Source organism: Actinoplanes sp. NPDC051470 (genome assembly GCF_040682035.1).
GTDB lineage: Bacteria > Actinomycetota > Actinomycetes > Mycobacteriales > Micromonosporaceae > Actinoplanes.
The window spans coordinates 168,926-187,979 of the sequence record NZ_JBFBAA010000015.1 but is presented as its reverse complement, the minus strand read 5'-3'; the positions used below and the strand labels follow the sequence as shown (position 1 = coordinate 187,979).

17 protein-coding genes are annotated in these 19,054 nt (G+C 71.7%); 7 read left to right on the top strand and 10 right to left on the bottom strand.

Translation table 11 applies throughout. The annotated features are described in order from the left end of the window. Window positions 1-29: 29 nt before the first annotated feature. The 3 genes from AB0M54_RS26240 (at window position 30) to AB0M54_RS26230 (ending at window position 3,174) form a co-directional block, all read left to right on the top strand. A complete protein-coding gene (locus AB0M54_RS26240; protein WP_364474213.1) occupies window positions 30-1,502 on the top strand; it encodes a PspC domain-containing protein in 1,473 nt (490 codons plus the stop codon). Further along, a complete protein-coding gene (locus AB0M54_RS26235) occupies window positions 1,499-1,858 on the top strand; it encodes a hypothetical protein (protein WP_364318614.1) in 360 nt (119 codons plus the stop codon). Before AB0M54_RS26240 ends, AB0M54_RS26235 begins: the two co-directional genes overlap by 4 nt. Before the next feature lie 80 nt (window positions 1,859-1,938). Continuing rightward, window positions 1,939-3,174, top strand: coding sequence for a phosphatidylserine decarboxylase (locus AB0M54_RS26230; protein WP_364318612.1), 1,236 nt, complete (start codon window positions 1,939-1,941; stop codon window positions 3,172-3,174). Between the two features lie 57 nt (window positions 3,175-3,231). Here AB0M54_RS26230 and AB0M54_RS26225 read toward each other — a convergent pair whose 3' ends face one another. From AB0M54_RS26225 to AB0M54_RS26215, 3 genes are all read right to left on the bottom strand, one after another. Beyond that, entirely contained in the window at window positions 3,232-4,119 is an 888-nt protein-coding gene (locus AB0M54_RS26225; protein WP_364319037.1) for a CDP-alcohol phosphatidyltransferase family protein, read from the bottom strand. Between the two features lie 223 nt (window positions 4,120-4,342). Continuing rightward, entirely contained in the window at window positions 4,343-5,110 is a 768-nt protein-coding gene (locus AB0M54_RS26220) for an NUDIX domain-containing protein (protein WP_364318610.1), read from the bottom strand. 5 nt (window positions 5,111-5,115) lie between these two features. Then, entirely contained in the window at window positions 5,116-6,063 is a 948-nt protein-coding gene (locus AB0M54_RS26215; RefSeq protein WP_364318608.1) for an NUDIX domain-containing protein, read from the bottom strand. A 207-nt stretch (window positions 6,064-6,270) separates the two neighbouring features. Between AB0M54_RS26215 and AB0M54_RS26210 the strand changes: the two genes are divergently transcribed. After that, on the top strand, window positions 6,271-6,534 hold the full coding sequence (locus AB0M54_RS26210; RefSeq protein ID WP_364318607.1) for a PspC domain-containing protein: 264 nt from the start codon (window positions 6,271-6,273) through the stop codon (window positions 6,532-6,534). Window positions 6,535-6,538: 4 nt separating this feature from the next. On the opposite strand, the gene guaA is transcribed toward AB0M54_RS26210, so the two are convergent. Beyond that, window positions 6,539-8,086 (bottom strand): glutamine-hydrolyzing GMP synthase, encoded by a 1,548-nt coding sequence (gene guaA, locus AB0M54_RS26205; protein WP_364318605.1) that lies wholly within the window; start codon window positions 8,084-8,086, stop codon window positions 6,539-6,541. 20 nt (window positions 8,087-8,106) lie between these two features. Then, window positions 8,107-9,513 carry a S8 family serine peptidase gene (locus AB0M54_RS26200; RefSeq protein WP_364474211.1) on the bottom strand — a complete coding sequence of 469 codons (1,407 nt, stop codon included), beginning with the start codon at window positions 9,511-9,513 and terminating at the stop codon, window positions 8,107-8,109. Between the two features lie 86 nt (window positions 9,514-9,599). Between AB0M54_RS26200 and AB0M54_RS26195 the strand changes: the two genes are divergently transcribed. Then, window positions 9,600-10,691, top strand: coding sequence for an LCP family protein (locus tag AB0M54_RS26195; RefSeq protein ID WP_364318602.1), 1,092 nt, complete (start codon window positions 9,600-9,602; stop codon window positions 10,689-10,691). Here the strand turns inward: AB0M54_RS26195 and AB0M54_RS26190 are convergent. From AB0M54_RS26190 to guaB, 3 genes are all read right to left on the bottom strand, one after another. Beyond that, window positions 10,677-12,092, bottom strand: a complete 1,416-nt coding sequence (locus AB0M54_RS26190; RefSeq protein WP_364474209.1) for a M1 family metallopeptidase — start codon at window positions 12,090-12,092, stop codon at window positions 10,677-10,679. The genes AB0M54_RS26195 and AB0M54_RS26190 overlap by 15 nt on opposite strands. Before the next feature lie 87 nt (window positions 12,093-12,179). After that, complete coding sequence (locus AB0M54_RS26185) at window positions 12,180-13,301, bottom strand: GuaB3 family IMP dehydrogenase-related protein (protein ID WP_364318598.1); 1,122 nt, start codon at window positions 13,299-13,301, stop codon at window positions 12,180-12,182. Window positions 13,302-13,316: 15 nt separating this feature from the next. After that, the gene (gene guaB, locus AB0M54_RS26180; protein WP_364318596.1) at window positions 13,317-14,804 is read right to left on the bottom strand and encodes an IMP dehydrogenase; all 1,488 of its coding nucleotides are present in this window, start codon (window positions 14,802-14,804) and stop codon (window positions 13,317-13,319) included. Between the two features lie 125 nt (window positions 14,805-14,929). On the opposite strand from guaB, the gene AB0M54_RS26175 reads away from it, so the two are divergent. Beyond that, entirely contained in the window at window positions 14,930-15,328 is a 399-nt protein-coding gene (locus AB0M54_RS26175; RefSeq protein ID WP_364318595.1) for a DUF5319 domain-containing protein, read from the top strand. Between the two features lie 24 nt (window positions 15,329-15,352). Here the strand turns inward: AB0M54_RS26175 and AB0M54_RS26170 are convergent, their stop codons facing one another. Further along, window positions 15,353-16,207, bottom strand: a complete 855-nt coding sequence (locus tag AB0M54_RS26170) for a response regulator transcription factor (protein WP_364318593.1) — start codon at window positions 16,205-16,207, stop codon at window positions 15,353-15,355. A gap of 229 nt (window positions 16,208-16,436) precedes the next feature. Here AB0M54_RS26170 and AB0M54_RS26165 point away from each other — a divergent pair, with 229 nt between their 5' ends. After that, a complete protein-coding gene (locus tag AB0M54_RS26165) occupies window positions 16,437-16,823 on the top strand; it encodes a WhiB family transcriptional regulator (RefSeq protein WP_364318592.1) in 387 nt (128 codons plus the stop codon). 177 nt (window positions 16,824-17,000) lie between these two features. On the opposite strand, the gene AB0M54_RS26160 is transcribed toward AB0M54_RS26165, so the two are convergent. Continuing rightward, a complete protein-coding gene (locus AB0M54_RS26160) occupies window positions 17,001-18,650 on the bottom strand; it encodes a molybdopterin-dependent oxidoreductase (protein WP_364474207.1) in 1,650 nt (549 codons plus the stop codon). Window positions 18,651-19,054 lie beyond the last annotated feature (404 nt).

Sequence of the window (19,054 nt, the reverse complement as noted above, 5' to 3'; positions counted from 1 at the left end):
CGGGCGGTCCGGGCCGCAGTATCGATGGCATGACCGATGATGCTGCCTCAGCCCGCGATGCCGACCAGTCCCGCGGTGCGGCATCCTCCACCGATTCGCTGCCGCCGCCGTTCCCGCCGCCGTACGAGCCGCCGCCGGCCGACCAGTCGCCGGCCGGCGGGCGGACCACCTTCGACCGGGAGCGGCTGATCCGCCCGCTCCGGCCGCGCTACGTGGCCGGGGTCTGCGGCGCGCTGGCCCGGGCCACCAACACCGACCCGGTGCTGTGGCGGGTGCTGCTCACCGTGCTCGGCCTCTTCGGTGGCGCCGGGGTGCTGATCTACCTGGTCGGCTGGCTGGCCATCCCGGCCGAGAACGACACCGCCTCGCCGGTCGAGTCGCTGCTCGGCCGCGGCCGGTCGAGCATGAAGCCGCTGTCGATCGTCCTGCTCGGCGGCGCGGCCGTGCTGACCTTCGCGTTCGTGGTGAACGACGGGTTCCGCGCGGCGCTGCTCGCGATCGCCGTACTGGTCGGTGCGGCCGTGCTGATCCGCCGGGGTGGTCCCGCGCGGCAGCCGGCCCCGCCGCCCCCTTTCACCTCGTCGCCGTCCACCCCGCCTTTCACCCCGTCGCCGTCCACCCCGCCCTTCACGCCGCCTTTCCCCTCGCCGGAAGCACCGCCCGCGGAAGCCCCGTCGGCGGCCGCCGCGGAGGCGCCGGCCGCGCCTGAGCCGGCCACGCAGCCGCTGGACGTGCCGGCCGCCGCGGTCCCGCCGCCCGCGCCGGAAGCGCCGCGCCCGCCGCAGTTCGGTCCGCCGGTCTCGGGCTACCGGCCGCCGTTCGCACCGCACGGTCCGTACGCCGGCCCGTCGGCCCAGGCCGCGCCGCCGCCTCCGCCCCAGCCCAGGCCGCCGAAGCCGCCCAAGGAGAAGTCGAAGCTCGGCAGCATGACGTTCTTCGCGCTGATCCTGGTGATGGGCTTCCTGACCGTGCTGACCCTGGCCGGGATCTCGGTGCCGGTGTCCGCGTTCTTCGCCGCCGCGCTGGCCACGATCGCGCTCGGCCTGATCGTCGGCGCCTGGCTCGGCCGGGCCCGTGGGCTGATCGCGCTGGCCCTGATCGCCACGCTCGGCCTGGGCGTCTCGACCGGCCTGGAGCGCTTCGGCGGTCAGGTCGGCAGCAACGTCTACCGCCCGGCCACCCTGGCCTCGGTCGCCGACCGGTACGACTTCACCATCGGCAACGCCGTGCTCGACCTGCGCCGGGTCGACTTCACCGGCGCCGAGCAGAACACCACGATCGAGATGAAGGTGGGCCAGATCCAGGTGCTCGTGCCGAAGAACGTGGACGTGACCGCGGATGTCGGCATGAACGAGGGCCGGGTGGCCGTGTTCGGCACCGAGTACGACGCCACCCAGGCCGGCGCCCAGCCCTTCACCGGCCAGGGCGCCGACGGCCCCGGCGGCGGCTCGCTCAAGCTCAACATCCTGATGACCACCGGGAACGTGGAGGTGACCCGATGAAGCCGCACCGCACCGACAACGTCTCGCTCAGCTTCGGCACCATCTTCCTGCTGATCGCGGCCTGGTGGGCGGCCTCGCAGGTGGTCGACCTGGCCCCGGTGCGGCTGGGCTGGCTGATCGCCGGCGCGCTGATCCTGTTCGGCATGATCGGGCTGCTCGGGGCGATCCGCTCCGGCCGCCGCCCGGAGCCGGTCCCGGCCACGGTCGGCCCGCCGGTCCAGGAGCAGCACGGCGACCTGCCGCCGGAGATGCACGCCGAGATCGTCCGCGAGCTTCTGGACGACCCGGCCGAGCGCTTCGACCGCCAGCATCCCGAGCCGGATCGGCAGCCGCGCCCGGAGCCACACAAGGACTGATCAGGTCGGGGCAATATGCTCGGCGGTGGCCGCCCGGAAAGGGCGGTCACCGCCTGACCACGTGAGAGGCCCGAACCGTCATGACGCCGTTCCCCGCCGTGTCCACGGCGCCGGTGGCCGGGATCGGCCAGCGCGCCGCCCGGGCACTGACCGCCGAACTCGCCCGCCGCAACGTCGCCGGATCGGCGCTGGTGATCGGCGCCGACCACGCCTCGGCCGTGGTGGCCACCGCCGTCGAGGCGCTGCTGCCCGGCGACACCCTGACCCTGGTCGCCGGCGAACGCAGCACCGCCGACCTGCTCCGCGACCACATCGCCGGGCTCGGCAGCTGGGTCGCCGACCGGGTCCGCATCCTGGACAACCTGGCCGAGGCCGACCCGGCCGACGTGGTGATCATCGGTGAGCCGATGACCGGCACCGCCGAGGAGGCCCGCGCCGCGCTCGACGGCCTGGCCAAGTACCTGACCGACGGCGCGGTGGTCACGGTCGCGACCCCGGCCGTGCCCGGCCAGACCGGTGGGGCGGCGGCCGAGCTCTTCCGGCAGAGCGCGCTCTTCGGGGTCGGCTCCGACCTGGTGGTCCGCAACAACCCGCCGGTACGCGTGCACAAGCTCCGCTTCAGCCCGGCGAGCACGGCCACCGCCGCCACCCTGGCCCCGGCGTTCCGCCCGTCCAGCGTCCCGCTGAGCCGGACCATGCACATCGACTCCAACGGCGTGGTGGCCGCCGGCATCGCGCTGGGCCTGGCCGCGGCCGCCCGCGCGGTCCGCCCGAAGTCCCGGCTCTGGCTGATCCCGGCGCTGGCCGCGGCCCCGGTGGCGCTGTTCTTCCGCGATCCGGAACGCGAGGTGCCGGCCGACCCGCGGGCCGTCGTCGCGGCCAGTGACGGCCGGGTGCTCTCCGTCGAGCACGTCACCTTCAACGACGCCGAGTACCTGCGCATCGCGGTCTTCCTGTCGGTGCTGGACGTGCACGTCAACCGGGTGCCGGTGGCCGGGCGGGTGGTCGACCACTTCGTCGAGGAGGGCGGGTACGCGAACGCGATGACCGCCGCCGCCGAACACAACGTGGCCGCCTACACCGTGCTCGACACCGACCACGGCACCGTGATCGTGGCCCAGCGGACCGGTCTGATCGCCCGCCGCATCGTGCAGCGGACCCCGATCGGCACGCTGGTCGCCAAGGGCGAGCGGATGGGCCTGATCCGGTTCGGCTCCCGCACCGACGTCTACCTGCCCGCCGGCGCCGCCACCCCGCTGGTCACCGTGAACGAAAAGGTGGTCGGCGGCAGCTCGGTCATCGCCCGCTGGAAGTAGGCACACGAGAAGGGCCCGCCGTTGCCGGCGGGCCCTTTCTTTCTGCGTCAGCGCGGGTCAGAGCGCGGTGCGGCGCTGCTTCAACCTCAACCAGAGGAAGGGGCCGCTGATCAGGTAGGCGCAGACCAGGCCGACGAAGGTCAGTCGCGGGTCGATCAGCGCGCCGACCACCGGCACCACCCACAGCCACGGCGGCATCTTGATGATCCGGGCCAGCTTCGCGTACGGGAACGAGGACACCATCGAGAAGGCCAGCACGGCGACCCCGCCGAGCAGCGCCATCCCGGGCACCGGCAGGTCGATCAGCACCGCGAGGGCCAGCACGGCGGCGGCCATCGTGGTCGGCACGCCGGAGAAGAACTTGCCGTCCTTGGGCGAGACGTTGAAGCGGGCCAGCCGGATCGCCGCGCAGCCGGCCACCAGCACGCAGGCCACCGCGGCCACCGAGCGGGGCACGCTGTGCTGCAGCGAGGCGTAGACCACGACCGGCGCGGCCAGGCCGAACGAGCACATGTCGGCGAGCGAGTCCATCTGGGCGCCGAACGGGCTGCTCACGCCCAGCTTGCGGGCCAGCGCGCCGTCCAGGCCGTCGAAGGCCACGCAGGCCACCAGGCAGGCCGCCGCCAGCCGCACGTCGCCGCGCATGGCCAGCATGATGGCGGCCAGGCCGAGGGCGAGGCTGGCCAGGGTGCAGGCGTTGACCAGCGCGAAGGAGACCCGCCGGCGGGTGGTGTGTGCGCCCGGCAGCAGCGAGACGTGTTCGGCCTCGACCGGCGCCGGCGCCACCTCGACCGGCGGGAGGGCCAGCCGCGCGGGCGCGGCCGGCTCGAAGCCGGTGTAGATGACCTCGGCCTGGGTGGCGGTGGCGGCCCGGCCGGTCTCCCGGCCACGACGGCCGACTCGAACCAGCAGGGCCTGTCGTGCGGCGACCCCGCCGCGACGCAGCCGTCCGGCCCATCGGCGACCGGCGGGACGCGGACTGTCGCTCGTGCGTCGCCGGCGCCAGGGGGTTCGCGCCACGTGTTTCCTCCAGGAGTTCGGGGGGCCTGACTGACAATACGGAAATTGGGGGTGCTGAATTTGGCGGGTTACACCATTGCACAGCCCGATCGTCTGGGCGAGGCCGTCCGGCTCTCGCGTGGTGCCCAGCCCTCTCCCTGTGACGAGTTTAACTGATCACGCCAACGAAGGGTTTCCCCACGACCTGGCGGGCAACCTCGGTCAGCGGAAGATCGGCCAGTTCCGAGGGCCGGAACCAGCGTGCCGACGCGGTCGATCCGCCCTCGTCGGTCACCACCGGTTCGGTCGGCCGGTCGACCGCCACGTCGAACAGCGCCCGGATGACCTGCCAGTCCATCGGCACGCCCTCCGGACCGAGCTCGGCCGGGGTGTAGCGGTGCGAGACGCCGAGCAGACCGGTGATGTGTCCCCGCTGGGACGTCTCCTCGGCCAGTTCCCGGGTCAGCCCCTGCTGCGGTGTCTCGCCGAAGTCGGTGCCACCGCCGGGCAGGTGCCAGAGGCCGGCGCCGGGGTAGCCGGCCGAGATCAGGGTGAGCAGGAAACGGCCGTCCGGGTCGGTCGCCCGGGCGTACGCGCCGAATCGCTGCACTCGTCTTTCCCGCACGTCCGCCGGGGTCTCCGTCGGGAAGGGCGGGATGCCGTCGAACCCGCCGGTGAAGGCGTCGACGGGGGTGATGTCATAGGTGATGCGATCGGTGTGCACCAGGCCGTCGGCCGAGATGTCGGCCGTCACCGCGTGCACGCCGTCGACGCGTACGGTCAAACCGGTCTGCTCACGCACGGCCCGGAGCACGGCGTCGTCGGGGTGTTCCCCGTGCGTCACCAGCCCGCCGGGCAGCACCCCGGCCGCGGTGGTCAGCGCCCGGCCGGCCGCGTCACGGGCCAGACCATAGACACCCACCTGCCTCGTCTTCACCAGTCCTAGAGTAGGCGCGCCGAGTGAAGTGCCTCGGCCGTCACCTCGGTGAGCGCCTCCTCGGCCAGGTCACGCACCTCCTTGAGGGCCATCCAGCAGGCCTCCGAGGTGGAGCCGCCGACGTCGCCGACCCGGACCTCGGTGGGCCGCTCGACGACCACCCGGTAGAAGGCGCGGACGCCGTGCCAGTCGATCGGGTAGCCCTCCGGCCCCAGCGACGCAGCGTCACGGTGGCTGGCCACGCCGAGTAGTTCGATGATCCGGCCGCGCTGACCGGTCTCCTCGACGAGCTCGCGGATCAGCGCGGTGCCCGGCTGTTCGCCGTAGTCGGTGCCGCCGCCCGGCAGATGCCAGCGGCCCTCGCCCGGATAGCCCGGCGCGATGCGGGTGAGCAGGATGTTCTCGAACGGGTCGGTGGCGATCGCGTAGGCCGCGAAGCGCTGGGCCCGGTGCAGACCGTCCGGCCCGGGGTAGGCGTAGAACGACGGGAAGTCGGGCGCCTCCTCCGGCCGCAGGTCGGCCGAGCCGGCGTCCAGGCCGAGCGCGGCCGCGGTGAACGGGCGCAGTTTGAGCTTGGCCGCGTCGGCCAGCGACGTCCAGCGGGCCAGGTCGGTGGGGTGGCCGACCCGGTCGACCAGCGTCCCGCCGCGCACCGAGACGCGGTAGAGCAGCCGGTCGGTGTGGATGGTGACGCCTCGGTGCGGCACCGACCGCATGTCGGCCAGCACGTCGCTCAGCCCGGAGACGGCGACGGACAGTCCGGTTTCCGCTGCGGTCTCGCGGACGACGGTGTGGTTCGGGTCCTCGCCATGATCGACAGCGCCGCCGGGCAGCGACCACACTCCGGGGGTTCCGGAGCGGCTCGAGGCCCGGACCAGCAGCACGCGGCCGTCGGCATCGGTGCAGACGGCGTACGCGGCGATGCGGCGTAAGGGTTCCAGTGCGGGGGTCACAGGGCCGAATTGTGCCCGGATTGTGTTACCTGCTGAGATCGACTGTCGGATTCCTGACAGGGCGATAGCGCTACGTAATCGCAGCTCAGGCCGCTGTGACGTACGTTACGCACCCGGCCCGTCACCTGCTGTAAGGGGCAGATATCAGGGTCCGGATCGGGGGGCTCACCGAGGTTGTCGGGCTCCGTCAGGGCGCACCGTAGAGACATGACGACACCGACCGTGACCCCGTACAAGCAACTCCGCCGACCCCTGGACGACCGGATCGTGGCCGGCGTCTGCTCGGGCATCGGCCGCTACTTCAAGGTCGACCCGGTGCTGATCCGGGTCGCCTTCGCCGTCGCCACGGTTCTCTCGTGGGGCGTGGCGCTGGTGGCGTACCCCATCATGTGGTTCCTGATGCCCGAGGAGGACCGGCCGTCCTACGCGGAGCCGGCGGTGCCGCCGACCCCGCCGATGCCGGGTCTCTAGACCCCTACTCCCACTCGATGGTGCCCGGCGGCTTCGACGTGACATCGAGCACGACGCGGTTGACCTCGGGCACCTCGTTGGTGATGCGGGTCGAGATCTTGGCGATCAGGTCGTAGGGCAGCCGGGACCAGTCGGCGGTCATCGCGTCTTCGCTGGAGACCGGCCGCAGCACCACCGGGTGGCCGTAGGTGCGGCCGTCGCCCTGCACGCCCACGCTGCGCACGTCGGCCAGCAGCACCACCGGGAACTGCCACACGTCGCGGTCGAGGCCGGCCGCGGTCAGCTCCTCGCGAGCGATCAGGTCGGCCGCCCGCAGCAGGTCGAGGCGGTCCTTGGAGACCGCGCCGATGATCCGGATGGCCAGGCCGGGCCCGGGGAACGGGTGCCGCTGGACGATCTCCTCGGGCAGGCCCAGCTCGGCGCCGAGCGCCCGGACCTCATCCTTGAACAGCGTGCGCAGCGGCTCGACCAGCGCGAACTTCAGGTCGTCGGGCAGGCCGCCGACGTTGTGGTGGCTCTTGATGTTGGCCGTGCCGGTGCCGCCGCCGGACTCCACCACGTCGGGGTAGAGCGTGCCCTGCACCAGGAACTCGACGTGCCGCTCGGCGTCCACCTCGCGGGCCGCCTGCTCGAAAACCCGGATGAACTCACGGCCGATGATCTTCCGCTTCTGCTCCGGGTCTTCCACGCCGGCCAGCGCGCCGAGGAACCGGTCGGCCGCGTCGACCACCTTGAGCCGGATGCCGGTGGCCGCGACGTAGTCCTTCTCGACCTGCTCGGCCTCGCCCGCGCGCAGCAGCCCGTGGTCGACGAAGACGCAGGTGAGCTGGTCGCCGACGGCCTTGTGGACGAGCGCCGCGGCCACCGCCGAGTCGACGCCGCCGGACAGCCCGCAGATCACCTGCTTGTCGCCGACCTTGGCCTGGATGGCGGCGACCTGGTCCTCGATGATGTTGGTGGGCGTCCAGTCCGGCGCGAGGCCGGCGATGTCGTACAGGAACCGCTCCAGCATCCGCTGGCCGTCCTGGGTGTGCGCCACCTCGGGGTGGAACTGCACGCCGGCCCGCTTGGCGGAGAGGTTCTCGAACGCCGCGACCGGCGCGCCCCCGGACGACGCGGTCACCATGAAGCCGGACGGGGCGATGGTCACGCTGTCGCCGTGGCTCATCCACACCGGCAGGCTGTCGGGCAGGTCACGCAGCAGGGTGCCGGCCTGGGCGGTGAGCAGCGTCCGGCCGTACTCCCGGGCCCCGGTGTGGGCCACGGTGCCGCCGAGCGCCTGGGCCATCGCCTGGAAGCCGTAGCAGATGCCGAACACCGGGACGTCGCTGTCGAAGACGCCGGCGTCCAGGTCAGGGGCGCCGGTCTCGTACACACTGGACGGTCCGCCGGACAGGATGATGGCGGCCGGGTTCTTGGCCAGCATCTCGGCGGCCGGCATCGAGTGGGGCACGATCTCCGAGTAGACCCGCGCCTCGCGCACCCGACGGGCGATGAGCTGGGCGTATTGCGCGCCGAAGTCGACAACGAGCACGGGTCGGGGGGTCGTCATGACCAGCGAGTTTACCGGCGTCAGCGGTACCAGGTCCGGGTCGGGGTGAAGCGGGCGTTGCCGAGCCGGTCGTACGCCTTGGCCTGCACCCGCACGACCTTGCCGAACTTCCAGGCCGGGACCGCGAACGTGTACGCCGCACCGGCCACCCGCTGGTAGACCTTGCCGTTGACGTAGAGCTCGAGGCGCGTGACACCGGACGGGTCGGTGGCCCGCACGCCGTAGGGCGTGGTGCTGGCCACGCGGGCGCCGCTGGCGGCCCCACGGGTGATCGTCACCGCCGGACCGGTCACGTCGATCGCCTGCCCCCGGACCGTGCTCAGGGCGGCGGCCGCGTCGATCCGGCCTGAGCCGGCGGCGAGCCAGTTGCCGGCCAGCTTGACCGCGGTCTTCTCCAGCGCCAGGCGAACCGTCGCCGGTGTGGCGGCGGGCTTGGCCGCGACCAGCAGGGCCGCGACGCCGGACGCGAACGGGGTCGCCGACGAGGTGCCGCAGAAGTTGGTCAGCACACCGGCGGTGTTCAGGACCGGGTTGCAGCCGGGGGCGGCCAGGTCGGCCCAGGAGGCGCCGTAGTTGGACCACGGGTAGCGGGCGTCGCCCGGGGTGGACGCGCCGACCGCGAGCACGCTCGGCATCGCCGCCGGGTAGTGCAGGGCGGCACTGCCCTCGTTGCCGGCCGCGGCGATGACCAGGGCGTTCTTGCTCACCGCGTAGGCCACGGCGGAACGCAGCACCTGGCTGTCCGAGGAGCCGCCCAGCGACAGGTTGATGATGTCGGCGCCGTGGTCGGCGGCGTACCGGATGCCGGCCGCGATGTTCGAGTACGAGCCGCTGCCGCCGGCCCCGAGCACCTTGACCGGGAGGATCTTGCAGGTCCAGCAGATCCCGGCCACGCCGGCGCCGTTGTTCGGGGTGGCCGCGATCACCTGGGCGGTCATCGTGCCGTGGCCGTCGTCGTCGGCCGGGTCGGTGTCGGAGTTCACGAAGTCATAGCCGGGGAGCAGGTTGGCGGCCAGGTCGGGCTGCCGCTTCACGCCGGTGTCGACGACCGCGACGGTGATCGCGGCCGAACCGCGCGAGGCGGTCCAGGCGGTGTTCACCCGGGTCTTGGCGATGCCCCACTGCTGCGCGTAGTAGGGGTCGTTCGGGGTGACCACGGCGGCGGCGTGGGCGATGTGGTCGGGCTCCACGTACGCGACAGCCGGGTCGGCCCGGAGCTCGTCGGCCACCGCGGCGACCCGGCTGCGCGGGACGTCGACCGTGAGCGCGCCGGGCAGCGTACCCGTCTCGATCGCCCGGGCCGGGAGATCCACCTCGCCGCGCACCCCGACGACCAGGCCCACCGCCTCCTCGGCGGCGAAGGCCGACGTCGCCGGCACCGCCGCGGTCAGCATCAGCCCGGCCAGAACGCTCGTGATAACCCGCATGGGTACCAAGGGTCAGCCGGAAGGGCGACGCGCGGCGGTCTCGTTGGGGAGCGAAGTCGTTGCGCCTGGTGAACTACTCTGCTGCCATGCAGCGGAAGCGGATCATCGTGGTCGCGGCCGTCACGGTGGCCCTGGTGCTGGTCGGCGCCGGGATCGCTGTCGCGCTGGCCGTCCGCGGTGATGACGCCCCACCGGCCGCCTCGCCCCTGCCGTCCACGGCGCCGTCGGTCCCGCCGGCCTCGGCCAGCCCGGCGCCGCCGCCCGGAGCCGACATCTCCGGCCCGCTCGACCTGCTGCTGATCGGCGTCGACACCCGCAAGAGCATCCCGGACTGGGAACCGCACGCCGACACGATCATGCTGCTGCACCTCGAGCCCGACCTGAAGAGCGCCTACCTCTACTCGCTCCCCCGCGACCTGCGCGTGAAGATGCCGCCGTACCGGCCGGCCGGTTTCCCCGGCGGCCAATACAAGATCACCGAGGCGATGAGCCGCGGCGCGCGGGTGCCCGGCTCCGGCCGGCCCAAGCCCGAGCAGGGGTACGCCTTCCTGCGCCAGGTGATCTCGAACTACACCGGCATCAAGTCGTTCGACGGCGGCGCCGTGCTGACGTTCACCGGGCTGAGCCGGCTGACCGACGCGCTCGGCGGCGTGACCATGCGCGTCGACACCAAGGTGCAATCCCAGCACCGCAAGCCGGACGGGTCGATGCGCGAGCTGCGGGGCGGCGCCTACGTCGGCCCGCAGGCCACCTACCTGCCCGGCACCCGCACCTTCAAGGGCTGGCAGGCGCTCGACTACGCCCGGCAGCGGTACGGGCTGAAGAACGGCGACTACGACCGGCAGCGGCACCAGCGGCAACTGGTCACCGCCCTGCTCGCCAAGGCGGCCGGCGGCGGCCTCGCCACCGACCCGGCGAAACTGGAGACGGTGATCCGGGGGCTCGGCGAGACCCTGCAGTACACCGGGGCGCGGAGCCCGATCGAGTTCGCGTACGCCCTGCGCGACCTCGAACCCAGCCGGATCACCATGGTCTCGTTGCCCGGCGACTCGGTCGGCAGCGGCGGCGGCTACCTCGGCGAGCAGCTCCAGCCGGTCGGGCGTGACTTCCTCAAGGCCGTCGCGGCCGACCGCCCCGGGCCGTTCCTCGCGCAGCACCCCACGCTACGACACAGGTGACGGCTTGGTCTTTCCGTAGAGCCAGCTGTCGAAGAACGGGCCGAGCTTCTTGCCGCCGGCCGCCTTCTCCGCCGCCGCGATGAAGTCGGCCGTGGTCGCGTTGCCGTTCGCGTACTGCGCCGGCCACGACTTCAGCAGCCCGAAGAACGCCGGGTCGCCGATCGTCTTCCGGAGCGCGTGCACGGTCATGCCGCCGCGGATGTAGACCGCCTCGCCGAACAGGCCCGCCGTCCCGGGCCGGCCGGGCGTCTGCTTCCAGTCGAACGAGGCGTACTGCCGGTCGAAGATCTGCTGCGCGGTGGTCCGGCCGCCGTGCTCGGCCCAGAGCCATTCGGCGTACGTGGCGAAGCCCTCGTTGAGCCAGATGTCCTCCCAGCGCTCGAGCGCGACGCTGTCGCCGAACCACTGGTGGGCCAGCTCGTGCGCGACCACGCCGTCGTTCTCGCCGCCCTGGAAGAACGTCGAGCCGTAGACCGGGCGGGACTGGGTCTCCAACGCGTAACCGACCCGCTCGTCGTCGATCACCACGGCGCCGTACGCGTCGAACGGGTACGGGCCGAACTGGGTGGCCAGGAAGTCGGTGATCTCGCCGGTGCGGGCCATCGTCTTCGCGGCCGGCCCGTCCGCGGGCAACGACTCGGGGATCGCGATCACCATCGGCTTGCCCAGGTGGGTGGTGCTTTCGACGCGGTACCGGCCGATCGCCACGAATGACAGGTAGGAGGCCAGCGGCGCCGTCTCGGTCCAGGTCCAGGTGGTCCAGCCGGCGGTGGTGGTCGAGCCGCCGGGCACGCCGTTGCTGATCGCCTCGACGCCGTCGGGCACGGTCATCGCCAGCTTGAACGTCGCCTTGTCGGACGGGTGGTCGTTGACCGGGAACCACGTGCTCGCCGACTCGGGCTGGCCCAGGGCGAAACCGCCGTCCTCGGTACGCAGCCAGCCGCCCTTGCCCAGGGTCTCGTTGCCGATCGGACCCGGCGTGCCGGCGTAGTCGATGACCGCCGTGAACCGGGTCTTGTCGACGATGCCGGTGGCCGGGGTGATGGTCAGCTCGTTGCGGGCGGCGGCGAAGCGGGCCGTCGCCCGGTCGACGGTCACCGCGCTCACGGTCAGGCCGGCCAGGTCCAGGTTGAACGACGACAGATTCTGGGTCGCGGTGGCGGTGATAGTCGCCGTGCCGCCGAGCTCGCCGGTTCCGGGGTTGTAGCGGAGCTTCAGGTCGTAGCCGGCCACGTCGTACCCGCCGTTGCCGTAGGTCGGGAAATAGCCGTCCCCGATCCCGTCGGCTCCGGCGGTGAAGTTCCGCTGCATCGGCGGTGTGCTCACCGGAGTCGCCGGCTCGCTCGTCGAACAGCCGGCGATCACCACCACGGCGGCCGCCGCGATCCACCCTCGTCGCATCGACCGACAGTACGTCGGCCGGTCGTAAAGCGACCGAAAGGTCGCCCTACTGGTGGTCGCTTCTTACTGGTTACTGGTGGTCGCCTCTTACTGGTGGTCGAGGACCAGGGAGACCTTCTGGAACTCCTTGACGTCGTGGTAGCCGCACTTGGCCATCGCGCGCTTCAGGCCGCCGAACAGGTTGAGCTGGCCGTCGGGCCGGTTGGCCGGGCCGTACAGCAGTTCCTCCAGCGTGCCGTCGGGCTCGCCGGCGATGCAGAAGCCGCCGCGCGGCAGCAGCGGGTGGCTGGCCGCCGAGTGCCACCACGCGCCACCGGCCGGCGCGCCCTCGGCCAGCGACAGCGGCTCGCCCAGCATCACCGCGTCGGCGCCGCAGCCGATCGCCTTGGCGATGTCGCCGCTGGTCTGGATGCCGCCGTCGGCGATCAGGTGGACGTAGCGGCCGCCGGTCTCGTCCAGGTAGTCGCGACGGGCCGCGGCCGCGTCGGCGATCGCGGTGGCCATCGGCACCCGGATGCCCAGCACGGTGTCGGTCGTCGACCACTCGTCGGCGCCGACGCCGATGATCACGCCGGCCGCCCCGGTCCGCATCAGGTGGAGGGCGGTCTTGTAGTCGGTGCAGCCGCCGACGATCACCGGCAGGTCGAGGTCGGCGATGAACTCCTTGAGGTTCAGCGGCTCGTCCGTGGTGCTCACGTGCTCGGCGCTGACCAGCGTCCCCTGGATGACCAGCAGGTCGACGCCGGCGTCGAGGACCACCGGGGCCAGGGCCAAGGTGTGCTGCGGCGACACCCGGACCGCCACGGTCACGCCGCCCTCACGGATCGCGCGGACCCGGTCGGCGATCAGGTGTGGCTTGATCGGCTCGGCGTACACCTCTTGCAGCCGTTGGGTGGCGTCCGCCTCCTCGTCGAGCTTGGCCAGCTCGGCCAGGACGTTGGTCGGGTCCTCGTACCGGGTCCAGAGGCCCTCGGCGTTGAGCACACCGAGGCCGCCGAGCCGGCCCAGCGCGATCGCCGAGTCGGGGCTCATCGTCGCGTCGGACGGATGAGCCACGCACGGGATCTTGAACGGGTAGGCGTCCAGCTTCCACTCGGTCGACACGTCATCGACGTCGCGGGTGCGCCGGCTCGGCACGATCGCGATGTCGTCGAGGTGATAGCCCCGCTGTGCGGTCTTGCCCAGGCCGATCTCGACGACGTCACGCATGTCTCATACCTCTTCTTACCGGCTGAAGTAGTTGGGTGCCTCGACGGTCATCTGGATGTCGTGCGGGTGGCTCTCCTTGAGACCGGCCGCGGTAATCCTGATGAGCTGCCCACGCTCCTGCAAGTCGGGAACCGTCTCGGCGCCGACGTAGCCCATCGAGGCACGCAACCCGCCGATGAGCTGGTGTGCGACCCGCGACAGCGGACCACGATAGGGCACCTGGCCCTCGACGCCCTCGGGGACCAGCTTGTCCTCGTTGACATCCTGCTGGAAATAGCGGTCCTTGGAGTACGACTTCGCCTGACCACGCGACTGCATCGCGCCCAGCGAGCCCATCCCGCGGTACTGCTTGTACTGCTTGCCGTTGACGAAGATCAGGTCGCCGGGGCTCTCTTCGCACCCGGCCAGCAGGCTGCCCAGCATGACCGTGTCGGCGCCGGCCACGATCGCCTTGGCCAGGTCGCCGGAATATTGCACGCCGCCGTCGGCGATCACCGGTACCCCGGCCGGCCGGCAGGCCCGCGTCGCCTCCATCACCGCGGTGATCTGGGGCACGCCCACGCCCGCGACCACCCGGGTGGTGCAGATCGCGCCCGGCCCGACACCCACCTTCACGGCGTCGGCGCCGGCCTCGACCAGGGCCTTGGCCCCGGCATAGGTGGCGATGTTGCCGCCCACGATCTCGGTGGCGGTGTCCTTCTTCAGCCGGGCGATCATCTCGAGCACCATCCGCTGGTGGCCGTGCGCCGTGTCGACGATCACCACGTCGACGCCGGCGTCGATCAGGCCACGGGCCCGCTTGTACGAGTCGTCGCCCACCCCCACCGCGGCGGCCACCCGGAGCCGGCCCTGGTCGTCCTTGGCGGCGTTCGGGTATTGCTCCGACTTGGTGAAGTCCTTGACGGTGATCAGCCCGCGCAGCCGCCCGTTGTCGTCGACCAGCGGCAGCTTCTCGATCTTGTGCCGCTGGAGCAGGGTGAGCGCCTCGTCCTTGCTGACCCCGACCGGCGCGGTGATCAGCGGGCTGCGGGTCATCACCTCGCGCACCTTCGTGCTGAGGTCGGTGACGAAACGCATGTCACGGTTGGTGACGATGCCGACCAGGGTGCCGGTGGCGTCGACCACCGGCAGGCCGGAGATGCGGAAGCGCCCGCACAGCTGGTCGACCTGTTGCAGAGTATCGTCCGGGCCGCAGGTGACCGGGTTGGTGATCATGCCGGACTCGGACCGCTTGACCAGGTCGACCTGGGTCGCCTGGTCTTCCGCCGAGAGGTTGCGGTGGAGCACGCCGATGCCGCCCTCGCGGGCCATCGCGATCGCCATCCGCGCCTCGGTCACCGTGTCCATGGCGCTGGACAGCAACGGGATGTTCAGCGAGACATTGCGGGTGAGCCGGGTGATCGTGTTGACCCGGCTGGGCACGACATCAGACTCGCCAGGCTGGAGCAGGACATCGTCGAAGGTGAGTCCGAGAGGCACGGTGCGGGCGGAGTCGGCGTCCACAGATCATCCTTGTCGGGAGGAGGAGACGGTGATTGTTCATCCTACCCATCGCCTCGCGCGCGACTGCGGGGCGGACAAGCGGTCCGGGCCAGCACAGACGGCGCGGATGTGGGTACGGTGACAGGGTGCAGGATGAACCCATCGACCCGTTCAACGGGGATCCGGCCGACCCGGCCGCGGGGCTCGACGACCCGGGCGAGGACGCCGAGAACGATCCGCTGACCGAGGTCGAGCGTCAGGACGTCCTCGAGGACCTCAGCGATCTCGAGGTCTACCAGGCTCTTCTCAGCCCGACCGGGATCCGCGGTCTGGTCATCGAGTGTGAAGACTGCCACGAGCCGCACTACTTCGACTGGGACCTGCTCCGCGGCAACCTGCGCCACCTGCTCACCAGCGGCCGCCCCCGGGTGCACGAGCCCGCCTACGATCCGGATCCAGACCACTACGTGACGTGGGAATACGCCCGCGGTTACGCCGACGGCGTACACGACACGCTCGCCGAAGGGACCGACGACTCCAGCTGAGTCGACGGCCCCCTCAGACGAAGATCAGGCGACCAGGCCGGCTCGGAAACCGGCCGCCACCGCGTGGGCGCGGTCGCGGGCGCCCAGCTTGCGGAACAGCCGCCGGGCGTGCGTCTTGACGGTGTCCTCGGAGACGAAGAGCTCACGCCCGATCTCCGCGTTGCTCTTGCCGTCGGCCATGCCCCGCAAGACCTGCAACTCACGCTCGGTGAGGGTGAGCCGGCGTCCGGTGGGTTGCGCCTCGGCCACGCCGACGCCCACCTCGTTGCCCGGCCAGGCCACCATCGGCCGGCCGGTGGCCGGGTCGATCGGCGCGTCGCCACGCTGCGCCGGGACCATCGGACTGCTGTTCGGGCCGAGCATGGCCGGAACGCTGGCGGCGTTGGCCGTGGTCATCGGAACGCCGTCGCGGTAGGCCGGCCGCCCGGCGGTGGAGTTGGTGTTACGGACGCCGCCGGCGACCGTGGCCGGCTGGGCGTTGCCGCCGTTGATCGGCATGCCCTGCGGGCGGACCGGCAACAGCAGGAGCAGCAGGGCCTTGGCGACGACACTGACCAGGTCGTGCTCGACGCCGCGGATGACGCCACGGGCGCCGGCCGCGACCGCCGCGGCGGCGACCCGGGGGTCTTCGGCGCCGAAGAGCACCAGTTGGGCCTGCGGAGCGCGGGCCAGAACGCGTCGGGTGAAACCGACGCTGTCGGGACGGGTCACGGCGGTGTCGGCGAGGACCACCTCGGCCGGCCTTTCAGCCAGACGGATCATGGCTTCGGTCTCGCTGACCGCGGTCCGGACGACCCCGGTCATGCCGAGCCGGGCCGCGGTGGACGCCACGGTCTGAGCCGCCAGCGGGGTACGGACGCACACGAGGACGGTACGCACAGTGATCCTCCTTCTCTCTCAGAGGAGATCACGCGAGGGCCGCAGCATTACGCGCTTTAGATGGAAAAAACGGGAAAGATAGGGACGAGTTACGGCCGCAATGGGATACGCCCGCAGATGACATCGACGAAGTCGGGTTGAGCGCGGAAATACCGGGGTACAACCGCGTCAGGCCTGAGCTAGGCCCTCGTGACAACACTCCGCGGTGCCGCGCGGGAGGAGGGTGTTGATGTCGAACGTTCGCAGACTGCCCGGGCCCATCGCCGACCTTTGGGACTGGCAGCGACTCGGAATTTGCCGTGGCCGGGACAGTGCGCAGTTCTTCCACCCCGACGGCGAACGCGGGTCGTCCCGCAACCGCCGCGAGGCGAAGGCCAAGTCGATGTGTGGCGCCTGCCCGGTCCGGGCTGAGTGCGCCGCACACGCCCTGGCGATCCGTGAGCCGTACGGGGTCTGGGGAGGTTTCAGCGAAGCGGAGCGGCTGCGGCTGCTCGCCGTCGGCTGGGAGGACCTGGCCGACCGGCGTCACGGGCGCGTCGACCTTGCCCGGCTCGAGGCGCGCCTCGGCCGTCCCCACAAGTCGGTGCCGGCGCAACGGCAGGCACCAGCCGCTTGACGCCGTCGCGCGGCGCCGCGCGGACTCACCACACAGCTCAGGACGCGGTCCCCTGCGGGGGGCCGCGTCGTTGTCGTGTTCAGCGGTTCTCCGACCGCATCGGTGGACATGCAAGCCACCGTATGAGCGAACTACTTCGCTGAGTCGGACGAAAAGTGCGTCCTCACGTACTCAGGTCTACTCAATCGTGACATCGATGCCGTGCCAACCCGTGGCGCCGTCCGGGGCCGGTGGCGCCGGGGTGCTCGTCTGCGTGTAGCCGGTCGTGTCGGTCGCGCGTACCCGCACATGGTGTTTGCCCTTGGCGGCGTTCCACCCGTAGCTCCACTGGCGCCAGGTGTCGCTGCTGACCGTGTCGGCGAGCGTCGCGACCTGCCACGGCTCGCCGTCGACCTGAACCTCGACCTTGGCGATCCCCTTGTGCTGCGCCCAGGCCACACCGGCGATGGTCACCGGCCCGGCCTGCTTCGAGGCGCCGGCCCGGGGCGTGTCGATGCGCGACTGCGTCTTGATCGGCCCCTGCGCCGACCAGCCCCGCGGCACCCAGTAGGCGTCGAAGTCGGCGAACCGGGTCAGCTCGATCTCGGTGATCCACTTGCAGGCGCTGACGTAGCCATACAGTCCCGGAACCACCATTCGCACCGGAAACCCGTGCTGGACCGGCAACGGCTTGCCGTTCATCCCGATCGCCAGCATCGCGTCCCGCCCGTCCCGCAGCACCGCCGTCGGACTGCCACACGTCCACCCGTCCACCGACCGCTGCACCACCTGGTCGGCCTCGGGCAGCGGGTCGGCCGCGTCCAGCAGCTCCTTGATCGGCACACCCAGCCACAGCGCGTTGCCGATCAACGAGTCACCGACCTCATTGGACACACAGGCCAGCGTCACGTACCGCTCGATCATCGGCCGCTTGAGCAGATCGTCCCAGCCGATCGTGATCGGGTTCCGGACCATGCCGTGGATCTTCAACTGCCACGTCGACGGGTCCACCTGCGGCGGGTAGAGCGACGTGTCGATCCGGTAGAAGTCATCGTTGCTCGTCACGTACGCGACCGCGCCCGGCACCTGCACCCCCGCGGGCACAACCGGCGCATTCTGCCGAGCCGCCGGCAGCACCACCTCTTGCCGCGCCTGACTCACGGCCCGCCGCCCGGTCAGCAGCCGCCCGACCACCCCGCCCAGCGCCGAAACCCCCACCACGATGCCGAGACCTTTGAGAAACCGCCGCCGGCCCTCTTCCGGGTACGCGTCATCGTGGTCGGCAACCGCAACACCGGAGCCCGCCCCGCCACCCGGCACCGACTCCCCCGACACCACCCCCGAGTTCCGCCCCGCCCCCGACGACCGTGCTCCCGTGCCAACCCCCCACGCCGCCCGCTCCCGCAGCGCCGCCACCGGCTCCCCCGCCGCCAGAGCCAGCAGCCCCCTGAGCACCACCACCGCGACCACCGCCGCCACCAGCGAAGGCAACGCGGCCACCACCCCCGCGTCATGCCGGGTGACCGCCGAGATGACCCCGACGATCCCGAAGACCGCCACCAGCCCCACCCCGGCCCACCACCGCCGAGCCGCCACCACCCCAGCGCCGAACGCGTAGGCCGCGAGCAGAACCGCCGTCCCGGTCAGCAGAGCCGTCTTGTCATGCACCCCGAACACCGCGATGCCAAAATCCTTGACGCCCGCCGGCACGTGATCGACAACCACGCCCCCAACCGCAAGCAACGGCGCCGACGTGGGCCCGGTAGCCACAGCCACCAGCTCAGCCACACCCAGCGCGGCCGCAGCGGCGCCGACACCGGCCAACCCGGCCCGCAGAGAGGTCTTCACACCCCTATCGTGCACCTGCGGGCGCACGCAGATCCTTACCGTCGTGTGACGTTCCCGTCCGGCCTCGGTTGCCGCTCGGAATTGGGGCGCCGGGTGGCCGCTCGCGGCTCCCCATGGGCTGAAGTGCGGGGGCACGGTCGAGGCGCCAGAAAACGCCAGGAGACGGATGCCCAGCCTGACTGCCGCGTCACGTTCAGGGTGGCGCAACGCACAGCGCTGCGAGGTGGGGTTGCCGTGCTGGGCGGCAGCACACGGCGTGCATGGGCGGGGTCGCCCGCGCTCTGTCGTGGTGGGCTGGGCTACCGCCGGGTGGGCTCGGGTTCGGGCTCGATTTCGGAGACGCGCGGGCGCCGCCACCTCCCCCACCCTGTCACTGGGTGGGCGCAAACGTAGCGGTCGAAAAT

Coding starts and splice junctions, on each gene's coding strand:
- AB0M54_RS26240 (WP_364474213.1), top strand. CDS start 30: ATGACCGATGATGCTGCCTCAGCCCGCGATGCCGACCAGTCCCGCGGT.
- AB0M54_RS26165 (WP_364318592.1), top strand. CDS start 16,437: ATGTCGAACGTTCGCAGACTGCCCGGGCCCATCGCCGACCTTTGGGAC.
- AB0M54_RS26230 (WP_364318612.1), top strand. CDS start 1,939: ATGACGCCGTTCCCCGCCGTGTCCACGGCGCCGGTGGCCGGGATCGGC.
- AB0M54_RS26200 (WP_364474211.1), bottom strand. CDS start 9,513: ATGCGGGTTATCACGAGCGTTCTGGCCGGGCTGATGCTGACCGCGGCG.
- AB0M54_RS26190 (WP_364474209.1), bottom strand. CDS start 12,092: ATGCGACGAGGGTGGATCGCGGCGGCCGCCGTGGTGGTGATCGCCGGC.
- AB0M54_RS26235 (WP_364318614.1), top strand. CDS start 1,499: ATGAAGCCGCACCGCACCGACAACGTCTCGCTCAGCTTCGGCACCATC.
- guaA (WP_364318605.1), bottom strand. CDS start 8,086: ATGACGACCCCCCGACCCGTGCTCGTTGTCGACTTCGGCGCGCAATAC.
- AB0M54_RS26210 (WP_364318607.1), top strand. CDS start 6,271: ATGACGACACCGACCGTGACCCCGTACAAGCAACTCCGCCGACCCCTG.
- AB0M54_RS26185 (WP_364318598.1), bottom strand. CDS start 13,301: ATGCGTGACGTCGTCGAGATCGGCCTGGGCAAGACCGCACAGCGGGGC.
- AB0M54_RS26195 (WP_364318602.1), top strand. CDS start 9,600: ATGCAGCGGAAGCGGATCATCGTGGTCGCGGCCGTCACGGTGGCCCTG.